Here is a 12,706-nt window from a genome sequence, read left to right as displayed (position 1 = left end):
TAGATTTATTAATCAATTTATAAAAATTAGATAAAATAACAAATCAAAAAAAAGAGATGCCTGTGAATTATAAGAATGAAAAAATTTTAACTAATATAATTAGATATAGTCTACCTTTACTTACTATTGTGTTATCTTTGATAATTACGTTACTTTTGTATTTAGAAAATAAAACTACTTTTGAAAAAGAGAAAGAGGTTTTAAGTAGAAGTTTTATAAAAAAGAATAAAAAATTGATTCACGAAGAGGTTCAAAGAGTGCATAAATATATCTCTTTTATGAAAGAATCTACAGAAGAAGAGCTAAAAGAATCTATAAAATCAAGGGTATACGAAGCTCATAATATAGCAACTCAAATCTATAATGAATACAAAGATAAAAAAACAAAAGAAGAGATATTTGAAATAATTAAACAGACTTTAGGTTCAATTATATTTAATGAAGGCAGAGGATATTATTTTATTGATGATAAAGATGGAGTAAAAAGATTACAATCATTAAATAGACAATATGAAGGTAAAGATTTATCAAACTTTGAAGATGCTAATGGATATAAGTTTGTAAAAACAATTATTCAAACAATAAAAAATAAAAGTGAAAGATTCGATACATACTATTGGTATAAGCCCCATGAAGAAAAAGCATATAAAAAAATAAGTTTTTATAAATATTTTGAACCGTATGATGTAGTAATTGGTTCAGGTGAATATGTAAAAGATTTTGAGGAAAAAGTAAAAAAAAGAGTTTTAGAGTATGTTAATTTGATTCGATATGCAGATTATGGATATATTTTTATAATTGATTATGATTTTACATATTTAAGTCATATTAGAAAAGATTATATAGGAAAAAATGTAGATGAAATTAAGGATGCTGAAAATAAAAGAAGAGTTTTAAAAGATTTGAAAATCATGGCATCAAATGGTGAAGGTTATTATAGTTATGTTCAAGATGAAAAACCCAATACAAAATTGCCTACTAAAAAAATTAGTTTTGTAAAAGGTTTAAATGGATGGGATTGGATAATTGGAACAGGTTTTTATCAAGATGATATGGAACAAAGTTTAAGAAATAAACAAAAAGAGTTAAATGAGAAGTTTTTTTCTTATATTACAAATGTTATTATTTTTGCGATTATTTTAACTTTTTTATTTTTATTTATTTCAATATATATATCAAAACTTTTAGAAGAGAAGTTTAAATCATATAAAAAAGAGATAGAAAATCAACAAAATATTTTGGCTCAACAATCAAAAATGGCTAGTATGGGAGAGATGATTGCAAATATCGCTCATCAGTGGAGACAACCTTTATCAATCATTTCAACAGCAGCAACAGGAATTAGTTTTCAAAAAGAGTTAAATAGTTTAAGTGATAAAGAGTTTTTTGAAGCAACTGCAAAAATAAATGAGTCTGCTCAATATCTTTCTAAAACAATAGATGATTTTAAAAACTTTTTTAGTCCAACTAAAAAAGAAGTAGAGGCTGACATTAAACACCTTTTTGATAAAACATTTAAACTTTTAGATGCACAGTTTAAAACTAAAAATATACAAGTGATTAAAAATATACCTCAAGTTAAGTTTAAAACTTTAGAAAATGAGTTTTTACAAGTATTAATAAATATTTTAAATAATGCAAGAGATGAATTGATAAAATATGACCAAGATAGATATATATTTATTGATGTAGTAAAAGAAAAAGAGAATTTGATAATTGAGATTTTGGATAATGCAAAGGGAATAGAAGATAAGTATTTATCAAAAGTTTTTGAACCATATTTTACAACAAAAGAGAAAAGTATAGGTACGGGAATAGGACTTTACATGAGTCATGAAATAATCTCTAAGCATTTAAATGGTACTTTATCAGTACAGAATGTTGAGTATAAATATAAAAACCAAACTTTTAAAGGTGCAAAGTTTATAATCAATATTCCAATATATTAATATTAGGATGACGATGTTAGAGAAAACAAGTTTAGAATACTATTTTTTTTATTTAGCAACATCAGTTGTAATTATTGCTGGATTTAAGGCAGCTTCAGAAGTTATTATAATACTTTTATTATCTATTTTTATAGCTTCTATTTTATCAGCATTTTTAAAATTTTTAACTAAAAGAGGGATTCCAAAGCTACTTGCATATGGAATTTTAATTTCAGTTTTAACAATTGTTAGTTTGCTATTAACATATATGATAAATACTTCATTAGCAAGTTTTACAACAAATTTACCTACATATGAACAGAAAATAAAAAACTCTATAATACTATTAATTACATATGTAGAGGATTTTGGCTTTACAGTAAATAAAGAAGAGATTTTAAAGGCTTTAAATTTTAGCTACTTTTTTAAGTTTACAACTGATATTTTAGGAAATATTGGTGCAATTTTTTCAAAAGCACTTTTAGTATTTATTGGAGTTGCTTTTATTTTATCAGAAACAAAAGTTTTTGAGAAGAAATTGAAAGTTATTTTTAATAGTAATAGAGCAAGATTATCAAACTTTAAACTATTTTCACATAATCTTCAAAAATATTTTATTGTAAAAACTTTTACAAGTTTTTTAACAGGTAGTTTTATTTTTATAGCACTTTTCTTTTTTGAAATTGAGTATCCTATTTTATGGGCAGTAGTTGGTTTCTTATTTAATTTTGTTCCCGTAGTAGGTTCAATTGTAGCAGCAATTCCAGCTATACTTTTATCTCTTGTAAGTGGTGATTTTGAGGTTACTATTTGGCTTATAATTGTTTATATGGTAATTAATATAACTATTAGTAATGTTTTAGAACCAAAATTTATGGGAAAAGAGTTAGGGCTTTCTCCTATGATAATATTTTTCTCATTGATTTTTTGGGGTTGGATATTAGGAATAGTAGGTATGTTTTTAGCTGTACCTATTACTATGACTTTAAAAATTGCTTTTGAATCAGCAAGTAATACGAAATGGATAGGAGTTTTATTATCTGATTTAAGTGGTAGAAAAGGTAGAAGTTAATTAACTTCTACTTCTAATCTATAACCAACTTTTGAGATATTTACAATTATATCTTTGCCAACTTTATTTCTTAGTTTGCTTAGAAGGTTTTTAAAAGCAGATTCCGTAACCTCATAAGCACTATTCCAAACGTCTGTTTTTATTTCATCATAACTTACAACTCTATTTTTATTTTTTAAAAGCAGTTCAAAGAGTTTTAATTCTTTTGTTGTTAAATTTATTATTTTATTATTTTTATTATTCTTTAGCTCTTTTTTTAGTACATTATAAAATAATGTCGAATTGATTTTTATAATATATTGTCCTGTTCTTACTATCTCTTTAACTGCTTTTAATAATGCATTTAATAAGGTTTCATAATCTACAGGTTTATTTAAATATTCAACAACTCTATACTCAATTGCTTTAAGTAAATATTCTGTTTCTAAATATGCTGTAAGTAGAATAATTGGTATATTTTCATTTTGATTACGAAGTTGTTTTATTAGTTCTATTCCATCCATTTTTGGAAGGTTAATATCTGTTAATACAATATCAATATTATTGGTTTTAAGATGTATTAGTAGCTCTTTTGCATTATTAAAACTAACACACTCACCACATAGAAGATTTAATGTTTTTGTCATATTTTCTCTTATTATATCTTCATCTTCTACATAAGCAATAGTCATATTTTTAAGAATATTTTTTAACTCATTGTTTTCCAAAAGTAGCCTTTTACAGTATTTAGAATAATTTCATAAATTATATAATATATAAGTTTAAGTTAGTTTAAATACAAAATACGAAATAATTTTATAGGTTATTTGATAACATAAGGACAAAACATGAAAAAATTATTAGTAATAACAATTTCAATACTTCTTTTTTTAAGTTCATCATATGGATTTAGTTTAAAACAAGGAGTACAAAAAACTCTTACATCAAATCCTGATGTATTAGCAGAGAGAAAAAATCAAGAAGCTTATAAATACTATATTGATGAGAAGCAAAGTAAGTATTTACCAACTTTAGATTTTAATGCTTATTTAGAAAAATCAAGAGTAAAAGATTATTATGATGATGATACTCCTGATTCTGATAATAAAAAAGATGGATATAATGCAGCACTTGTTCTAAGACAACTTATTTATGATGGTGGATTAACTCCAAGTGAAGTAAGTGAGATGAAACATCAAGATTTAGCAAATAGATATAGAAGTTTAAATGCTATTGAAAATATAGTTTTAGAAACAGCAAAAGCTTATACTACATTAGTAAAATATGATGAATTAATACTGCTATCTCAAGGAATGATAAAAACTAATGAAGATAATTTAACAATTGCAAAAGAGAAAGAGCAAATAAGTGGAGAGGTTTTAGAAACTTATCAGGTATCTTCTAAATTACATTTTGCAACTGATAAATTTTATGAAGAGAAAAGTAATAGACAAGACCAAGTAAATGCTTTAAAAAAGTATGTGGGATTAGAGGTAAAAGATAAAGTTTGTAGACCAATTGTAGATGAATCTATTCTTCCAAAAAGTTTAGAAGAAGTGATAAAAAAAGCTATTTTAAGTAACTACCAAATAAAAGAGCAAATTGAGAAAATAAAAGTTCAAAGAGAAAAAATCGCTCAAAATAATGCCTCTTTTTTACCTACAATATCTTTTGAACTAAGAACTAGCATTGATGATGATTTAGAGCTAGATGAAAATGGTAGAGAAGATGAAACATATGCAAGATTAAATTTTGACTGGAATTTATATAATGGTGGAGTAAATAGAGTAAAAGATAAACAAGAAAGAGTTTTTTTACAAGAGCAAAAAAAGAGTTTAGATGTTATTACTGATAAAATAGTTGAAGAGGTTAAAAATCAATACTTGAAGTTTCAAAATAATAAAAAAAGAGTTGAAACTCTTAAAAAATATATTGATGCGAATGCAAATATTGTAGAGGTGTATAAAAATGAGTTTGAAGCAGGTACTAGAACATTTGTAGATATTTTAAATGCACAAACTGAACTGTATCAATCAATTCAAAGTTTAATCCAAAGGGAATATGCTTTATATGATAACTATTATGAGTTACTTTATAATTTATCGATTTTAGGAGATACTATCTTAAAATCAAAAGACCAAGACTGTACTAAAGTAAAAGCAAAAGTTTATGAAATTTCACCAGATAGAAAGAAAGAAGAGTTCTCTGATGAATTAAAAGAGCTTTTAGAATCGTAGCCTTGTGACAGAATAGCCACATAAAATAATAACTTTAGATATTTAGTTGTATAATAGATTTTATTAAAATTTAAAAAAGGTTGGCTTTTGTGAATACACAAGATAGCAATGTTGAAGAGGAACAAAGCTTAAAAAACTTAAAAGATAGAAGAGAAGTTGATAGTCTATTAGAGTGTTTGATTTTTCTATCTAAGTATCACAAAAGGGAGACTTCTGCACAGTCTTTAACTTTTGGGTTACCTATTCATAAATCTTCTATGAATGTAGATATGTTTTTACAAGCTGCAAATAGAATAGGACTTACAACAAAAGTAGTAAAAAGAGATATTGCAAATATTACAAAGCTTGCATTACCTTCTGTTTTATTACTTGAAAAAGATAGGTCATGCGTTTTACTTGATTATGATATGCAAAAAGGTGAAGCACAAGTTATTTTACCAGGTCTTAGTAAAGGTGTGACTACTATGAGTATGCAGAAGTTACAATCTGAATATACTGGTAGTTTAATAATTGTAAAACCCGAATTTGCATTTAATAATAGAGTAGAAAATGAAGTTATTATTGAGCAACCAAAAGATTGGTTTTGGGGAACATTAAAACGAAACAGGGGTATATATAAACAAGTAATAATTGTTTCACTATTTATTAATCTATTTATTTTAGCTACACCACTATTTACTATGAATGTTTATGATAGAGTATTACCCAATAATGCTTTAGAGACTTTATGGGCACTATTTATTGGTATTTCATTGGTAATGGTATTTGATTTTATTTTAAAAATGTTAAGGTCTTACTTTTTAGGAGTTGCAAGTAAAAGAGCGGATACGGTGGTTTCTAATAGAATTTTTAATCAATTATTAAATATTAAAATTGATTCAAAACCAGCTTCAACAGGTCAATTTGTAAGTAGATTACAATCTTTTGAGAGTGTTAGAGAGTTTTTTACAAGTGCAACTATTGCTGCTGTTGTTGATTTCCCTTTTGTGATTATTTTTATAATAGTAATTTTTTATATTGGTGGACCTTTAGGTTATATAACAATTGCAACAGTACTAATCTCAATATTAACATCTTGGTATATGCAAAGACCGCTAAAAAATATAATTGAAAAATCTGTAAAAGAGGAACAAATTAAACATACTACTTTAATTGAGACAGTTACAGGCTTAGAGATTATTAAAAGTATTCGAGCTCAAAATAGAATGAGAACATATTGGGACCAAGCTGTAAACAAAACTATTCATTATAGTGATAAAGGGCAATTTTTATCACAAACAATTACTTTTTTTACTGCATTTATTTCTCAATTTTCTAATATCTTAATTGTTGCAGCTGGTGTTTATTTAGCAAGTGAAGGTGAGATGACAATGGGTGCAATTATTGCAGCTATGATTTTAAATGGTAGAGTAATTGCTCCTGTTTCACAACTTGTAGGTATGATAATTAAGTATGATAAAACAATGCTTTCTTTAGAAAATCTTGATGAAGTTATGAAAATGCCAGTTGAAAAAGAGAATAAAACTTATATTAGTAGGCCAAACTTATTTGGTGATATTGAATTTAAAAGTGTTCAGTTTGCATATAAAGAACAAAATCACCAAACATTAAAAGATATTAACCTTAAGATAAAACAAGGAGAAAAAGTAGCAATTTTAGGAAAAATTGGTTCAGGGAAATCTACATTATTAAAACTTATTATGAACCTTTATGAGCCAACTAAAGGTTCAGTATTGATTGACAATGTAGATATTAGACAAATTGATCCAGTTGATTTAAGGCAAGCAATTGGTTCTGTTCCTCAAGAACCTTTTTTATTTATGGGAACGATTAAAGATAATATAACTATTGGTGAACAGTATGTTTCTGATGAAGAGTTATTAAGAGCATCAAAAATTGCAGGACTAAATGAGTTTTTAGGAAAACATGAAGCTGGTTATGATTTGATTGTAGGTGAAAGAGGAGAGGGTTTAAGTGGTGGAGAAAGACAAGCAGTTACCCTTGCAAGAGCACTTATTTCAAATCCAAATGTCTTAATGCTTGATGAACCTACAAACTCTATGGATAGGCAAACTGAGAAGATGTTTATTGAAAGAGTTAAACATATAGTTGAAGATAAAACATTAATTGTTGTTACTCATAAAACATCGTTATTACAACTAGTAAATAGAGTAATAATAGTTGAAGATGGTAAAATAATACTTGATGGTCCAAAAGAAGAAGTATTTAATAAGTTAGGTAAGTAGTTATGAAAAATACAGAAGAAGAGATTCATAAGATTATAAATGAAGGGCAAAATAGCTCTATACCAGAATCAAAAAAGCATAGCTTTAAAGAAGAAAAAAAACAAATAAGTTTAAAAAATAGAATTAAACAGTTGTTTGGATTAGAGGATTCTACAAATGAGGATATGGATTTTGTATATACAAGTTATAGTTATGCAAATGAAGAGCCTTCTAACCTTTCAAAAATAGTATTTATTGTTATAACTGTAGTTTTTACTTCATTTATTTTATGGGCAGCATTAGCTCAAGTTGATGAATTAGCAAGAGGAAATGGTAAGGTTATTCCTTCTGACAAAATTCAACAAGTACAATCTTTTGATGGTGGAGTAATTTCAGAGATATTAATAAAAGAAGGGCAAATTGTAAAAAAAGGTGATCCTTTATTAAAAATAGATACTACAAGATTTCAAGCATCTTTTGAAGAGAATAAACAAGCATATTTAAATCTACTTGCTGTAAGAGTTAGACTTGAAGCAGAAGCAAATATTGATTTAGATAAAAAAGTTCCAAAATTAAAATTTCCAAATGAAGTTTTAGAACAAGCACCTGAATATGCTAAATCAGAAAGGCAGTTATTAAAAAGTAGAGTAAGAGAACTTATCTCTTCTGTAAAGGTCTTAAAAAATCAATTGGAACAAAAAAAACAAGAATTAAAAGAGATAGAGTATACTATTAAGAATTTAAGAAAAAGTTTTAGAATTATTAAAGAGCAAAGAAGAACTATTCAAAGATTGGCTCAAAGAGGAGCAAAGTCTAGTTATGATGTACTTGATATAGAAAAAGAGTACAATAAAGTAGGTGGAGATTTAGAAGCTGCACTATTATCTGTTCCAAGGTCAAAAAGTGCTATTAAAGAAGTAGAGTTTAAAATTGATGAGAAAGTAAATGGGTTTAAAAGTGAAGCTTCTGATTTATTACAAAAAACATTAGGAGAATTAAATAAGTTTAAAGAAAAGCTTGTATCTGATAAGGATAAGGTTGCAAAAACAGTATTAAAATCTCCAGTACATGGTGTTGTAAAACAGATATATTTAAATACAATTGGCGGAGTAGTTCAATCAGGTATGGATTTAGTAGAGATTGTACCAGACAGTAATGCTTTACTTGTAGAGGCAAAAATTGACCCTAAAGATATTGCTTTTATTAGTCCAAGTCAAAAAGTTATTGTAAAGATTACTGCATACGATTTTTCAATATATGGTGGGTTAGATGGAAAGATTGTTGATATTTCTGCAGATAGTATTGTTGATAAAGAATCAAAAGAAGAAAAAAGTTATTATAGAGTAGTTGTGAAAACAAATAAGAACTTTCTTGAAAGAAATGGAGAGAAACTTCCTATTATTCCAGGTATGGTTGCAAGTGTAGATATTGTAACAGGTAAAAAAAGTATTTTAGATTTTATTTTAAAACCAATATTGAAAGTTAAACAAAATGCATTAACAGAGAGGTAATTTATGAGGCTATATTTAGTAGTAATACTAAGCTTTTTATTTTTTAATGGATGTGCTTTTATTGAGAGCAAAAAGCAACTAAAATTAGAAAATAATTTAGCAAAGGTAGATGAAGAGGCTATTTTAGATGAGATGAGTTTACATGATGCAGCAAGAATCAATGATATTGATTTATTAAGCTATTTGTTAAAACAAAATAAATCTTTACTAAATAAAAAAGATAGATTTGGTTATACACCTTTACATTTAGCAGCACGATTTAATCATTTACAAATTGCTGAGATTTTAATAAACAATGGTGCAATTGTAAATAGTGTAGATAAATTTAAAGATACTCCATTGTTGGATGCTTTTAGAAATAGATATTCAAAAATGGCAAAGCTTTTACTTTGTAATAATGCAAACAAAGATGTTGTAGATAAATATGGAGTTTCACCACTTCAGTATGCATTAAAAGCAAAAAATCAATTACTTATAAAGATGCTTGAATCTAATAATTTAAACTCTTTTTGTAAAGAAAATGATGAATCTATGTTGTTAGATGAAAGTTTAAATAGAACATATGAAAAAAAACAAAAAAAAGAGATAAAAAAAGAATTAATTACACTTGATAGTTATACAACAATCAACGATAATACACCTAAAATATGTGGAAAAGTACTTGAAAAAGATATTGAAAGTATAGTTTTAAGAGTTGACAAAGTTGAGTATAAAGGAAGCATAAATAATAATAGATGGTGTGCGCAAGTAGAAAATAGTTTAGAAAACAAAGATTATTTATTAAGTGTTGATGCAAAAAAACAAAATTTCATAGATAAAAAGAGACAAACAGTTTCAATTCATGTATTAAATTCATTATACAAAGCATTAAATGATGAGTTTAATAAAGATTTTGAAAATTGGAATGCAAAGTTACAAAAGGATACTTTAACTTTTAGATTTTTAAATCCTACTACTATGTTTTCAAATGGAAGTTTAGAAATAAGTGATAAATATAAAGATATTTTGAACTCTTTTGCCCCAAGATATATAGAACTTTTATATCAGTATAAAAATCAAATAGTAAATGTCTTAGTTCAAGGACATACTTCATCTATTTATAGAAGTGCAAAAACAGAAGAAGAGAAGTTTCAAAAAAATTTGGAGTTATCTAAAAAAAGAGCACAAAATGTATATAGTTTTATAAAAGGTATTGATGATAAAAGAATCAAAGATAAAATTATTTGGATTGAAAAAAACTTTTTCCCAGAAGGTAAATCCTCTTTAGAAACGATTAAAAATAGTGATGGTTCAGAAAACTATGAGTTATCAAGAAGAGTAGAGTTTAAAATACAAACTGTACCAAATAAGTAAGGATAAAGTATGATTAAAAATATTTCTATTGTAGTTTTTGTTGTCCTATTTTTTAATGCTTGTTCTTTTAAAGATAGTTTGCTTGTTACTAATAAAAATTACAAATATGGTTTGTATAGTGTAAATAACCAAGAGTTTATAATTAAGCCTATTTTTCAAGAGTTATATTTTATTGATAGTTTAAAAGCAGATAATAAAAAAATTGAACATAAAAACTATTTTAATTTACATTGGATTCATAACAATACTCCAAAAGAGTATTTAGTTTATGAGTATAATAATTTATATGGAGTTGTTGCAAATAATAAGAAATTTATTTTTAGACCAATTTTTAAAAATATTTCTAAATTTTATAATAATGTTGCAGTTGTTCAAGAGAATGAGTTATTTGGATATATTAATAAAGATTTAAATTTGATACAAAAACCTATTTTTAAAGATGCAAGAGATTTTTTATCTAAAGTTAGTTTTGTTCAGTCTATGACAAATGATAAATATGCTTGTATTGACTTAAGTATGAATCTTTTAACTAAATTTATTTATGATGAGGTTTACTCTTTTTCAAGTGATTTTGCAAGATTTAAGAAAGATAATAAATGGGGGTTTTTAGATAAAAATTGTAATGAAGTAGTAAAAGCAAAATATGATTTTGCTTATGATTTTTTAGATAATAAAGCAAAAGTTGTAGATAATGAGAAAATCTATTTTTTAAATAAAGATGACTTAAAGTAGGTTCCTATGAGACAAACTAATTTAGATGAATTTATACAACTAGAAGAGCAAAATAAACAATTAGAAAAAAAAGTTCAACAAGAAGTTGAAAAAAATAGACAAAAAGAACAAATACTTTTTCATCAAAGTAAATTAGCTTCTATGGGTGAGATGTTATCTTCAATTGCTCATCAATGGAGACAACCATTAATGGAAATAAACTCTTTATTTATACCTATTGAAGCACAATTAAAAAGTAATAAAAGTGTTGATAATGAAGAGATTTTGAATTCTATAAAAAAATTAAATGATATTACTAATTATATGTCAAATACAATAAATGATTTTAGAAATTTTTTCTCTTCAAATAAACAGGCTATAAAGTTTAATTTATCAACTCAAATAAACTCAGCAATAAACATTTTAAGTACGAGTTTAAAACAAAATAATATTAATCTTGAAATAATAGTAAAAAAGAATCCAGAAGTTTATGGTATAAAAAGTGAATATTCTCAAGTTTTAATAAACATAATCAATAATGCAAAAGAGATGCTTATATTCAGAAAAACACCTAATCCTTTAATAAAAATCACTATTGATAAAAAAGAGGACATTGCAATTATTAAGATTGAAGATAATGCAGGAGGAATAAAACTAAGAAATATAGATGATGTTTTTAAACCTTTTTATACAAAAGAGAAAAAAGATGGCTCAGGCATAGGATTATTTATGTCAAAGCTTATAATTGAAAAACATATGTCTGGTCTTTTAAGTGTAGAAAATAAAGAGAATGGAGCACTTTTTACTATTCAAACACCTCAAAATATTAATAAATAATTAATTTTCATATTTTTATAAAAAAGAGACTATAAGGAGACTTTTTTTTACTATTATAACTATAGTAGAAAACTATAGGAGTCTGCAATGTTAAAGTTAATAGTTAAAGAAGCAAATGGTGAAGTTAAAAGTTTAGATGTTACTGATAATTTAGTAATTACTCCAAAAGCTGGTCAACAGTACTATTTTAATAATTTAGATGGTCATCAATATACTATGAATCTTCAAGATTCTGAGAAATCTATTGTTTTAAATATGGATTTAGGAACACAAAAAGTTAAAATCATATTTAAAAATATGGTGGATTTAGTACTTGAAGAGAATATTCAAGATAAAAGTGTATTGGGAATTATTAAAGATGAAGAAGGACTTGATGAACTAAACCAAACTGTATTAAACGATAATTTTAACGGTGATGATGTAATAAAGTCATTAAAAGATTTATTAGCACAATCATCTACTAATCCTGAAGAAACAAATGGAGTTATAATAGATGATTTTGGTTCTTTAACAAGTATGCTTGAGGCTGCAGCTGCTGGTGGATCAGAAGGGGATACTTCAACTTTCAGACCTATTAACTTTAATGAAACAGATGATGTAAATATATTAGGTGGAAGAAGTAGACTTGATACTCAATTAGATGGATTAGATTCAAATATTCCTGATAGAGATGGAAATAATACAAATGAAGCAGGTGATACTACTGATACTTCTGCAGATATCGAAGTATCAAGTGTAACAAGTGATACAAAAACAGAAGGAACTGATTTAGTTCACACTGTAAAATTAAGTGGAGAAGCAGATTCAGACAAAGAGTATGACTTTACATTTAACACTGGAACAGTAGAAGCAG

Annotated in this window: 10 protein-coding genes; 9 read left to right on the top strand and 1 reads right to left on the bottom strand. The window is 25.8% G+C overall.

The genetic code is table 11. The features are described 5' to 3' along the window. Nucleotides 1-56 precede the first annotated feature (56 nt). Together CP960_RS08760 and CP960_RS08755 are read left to right on the top strand one after the other, a co-directional pair. Nucleotides 57-1,949 carry a sensor histidine kinase gene (locus tag CP960_RS08760; protein WP_101185039.1) on the top strand — a complete coding sequence of 631 codons (1,893 nt, stop codon included), beginning with the start codon at nucleotides 57-59 and terminating at the stop codon, nucleotides 1,947-1,949. Nucleotides 1,950-1,962: 13 nt separating this feature from the next. Continuing rightward, the gene (locus CP960_RS08755; protein ID WP_101185038.1) at nucleotides 1,963-3,000 is read left to right on the top strand and encodes an AI-2E family transporter; all 1,038 of its coding nucleotides are present in this window, start codon (nucleotides 1,963-1,965) and stop codon (nucleotides 2,998-3,000) included. On the opposite strand, the gene CP960_RS08750 is transcribed toward CP960_RS08755, so the two are convergent. Next, entirely contained in the window at nucleotides 2,997-3,707 is a 711-nt protein-coding gene (locus CP960_RS08750) for a response regulator (protein WP_191321646.1), read from the bottom strand. The genes CP960_RS08755 and CP960_RS08750 overlap by 4 nt on opposite strands. A gap of 120 nt (nucleotides 3,708-3,827) precedes the next feature. On the opposite strand from CP960_RS08750, the gene CP960_RS08745 reads away from it, so the two are divergent. The 7 genes from CP960_RS08745 to CP960_RS08715 form a co-directional block, all read left to right on the top strand. Further along, nucleotides 3,828-5,216, top strand: a complete 1,389-nt coding sequence (locus CP960_RS08745; protein WP_101185037.1) for a TolC family protein — start codon at nucleotides 3,828-3,830, stop codon at nucleotides 5,214-5,216. Nucleotides 5,217-5,305: 89 nt separating this feature from the next. Continuing rightward, entirely contained in the window at nucleotides 5,306-7,462 is a 2,157-nt protein-coding gene (locus CP960_RS08740) for a type I secretion system permease/ATPase (RefSeq protein WP_101185036.1), read from the top strand. A gap of 2 nt (nucleotides 7,463-7,464) precedes the next feature. Then, the gene (locus CP960_RS08735) at nucleotides 7,465-8,952 is read left to right on the top strand and encodes an HlyD family type I secretion periplasmic adaptor subunit (protein ID WP_101185035.1); all 1,488 of its coding nucleotides are present in this window, start codon (nucleotides 7,465-7,467) and stop codon (nucleotides 8,950-8,952) included. 3 nt (nucleotides 8,953-8,955) lie between these two features. After that, on the top strand, nucleotides 8,956-10,305 hold the full coding sequence (locus CP960_RS08730) for an ankyrin repeat domain-containing protein (RefSeq protein WP_101185034.1): 1,350 nt from the start codon (nucleotides 8,956-8,958) through the stop codon (nucleotides 10,303-10,305). A 9-nt stretch (nucleotides 10,306-10,314) separates the two neighbouring features. Next, the gene (locus CP960_RS08725) at nucleotides 10,315-11,037 is read left to right on the top strand and encodes a WG repeat-containing protein (protein WP_101185033.1); all 723 of its coding nucleotides are present in this window, start codon (nucleotides 10,315-10,317) and stop codon (nucleotides 11,035-11,037) included. Between the two features lie 6 nt (nucleotides 11,038-11,043). Next, nucleotides 11,044-11,853, top strand: coding sequence for a sensor histidine kinase (locus CP960_RS08720; RefSeq protein WP_101185032.1), 810 nt, complete (start codon nucleotides 11,044-11,046; stop codon nucleotides 11,851-11,853). Nucleotides 11,854-11,940: 87 nt separating this feature from the next. Further along, the coding region (locus tag CP960_RS08715) for a hypothetical protein (RefSeq protein WP_133121147.1) at nucleotides 11,941-12,706 on the top strand (766 nt) is incomplete at its 3' end.

Source organism: Malaciobacter halophilus (assembly GCF_002837275.1).
In the GTDB taxonomy this organism is placed as follows: Bacteria; Campylobacterota; Campylobacteria; order Campylobacterales; family Arcobacteraceae; genus Malaciobacter; species Malaciobacter halophilus.
This window is presented reverse-complemented; position numbering and strand designations above follow the sequence as displayed.

Bases quoted from the DNA above. Each gene is read 5' to 3' on its own strand.
- CP960_RS08720 (WP_101185032.1), top strand. From the start codon at position 11,044: ATGAGACAAACTAATTTAGATGAATTTATACAACTAGAAGAGCAAAAT.
- CP960_RS08730 (WP_101185034.1), top strand. From the start codon at position 8,956: ATGAGGCTATATTTAGTAGTAATACTAAGCTTTTTATTTTTTAATGGA.
- CP960_RS08735 (WP_101185035.1), top strand. From the start codon at position 7,465: ATGAAAAATACAGAAGAAGAGATTCATAAGATTATAAATGAAGGGCAA.
- CP960_RS08755 (WP_101185038.1), top strand. From the start codon at position 1,963: ATGTTAGAGAAAACAAGTTTAGAATACTATTTTTTTTATTTAGCAACA.
- CP960_RS08745 (WP_101185037.1), top strand. From the start codon at position 3,828: ATGAAAAAATTATTAGTAATAACAATTTCAATACTTCTTTTTTTAAGT.
- CP960_RS08760 (WP_101185039.1), top strand. From the start codon at position 57: ATGCCTGTGAATTATAAGAATGAAAAAATTTTAACTAATATAATTAGA.
- CP960_RS08725 (WP_101185033.1), top strand. From the start codon at position 10,315: ATGATTAAAAATATTTCTATTGTAGTTTTTGTTGTCCTATTTTTTAAT.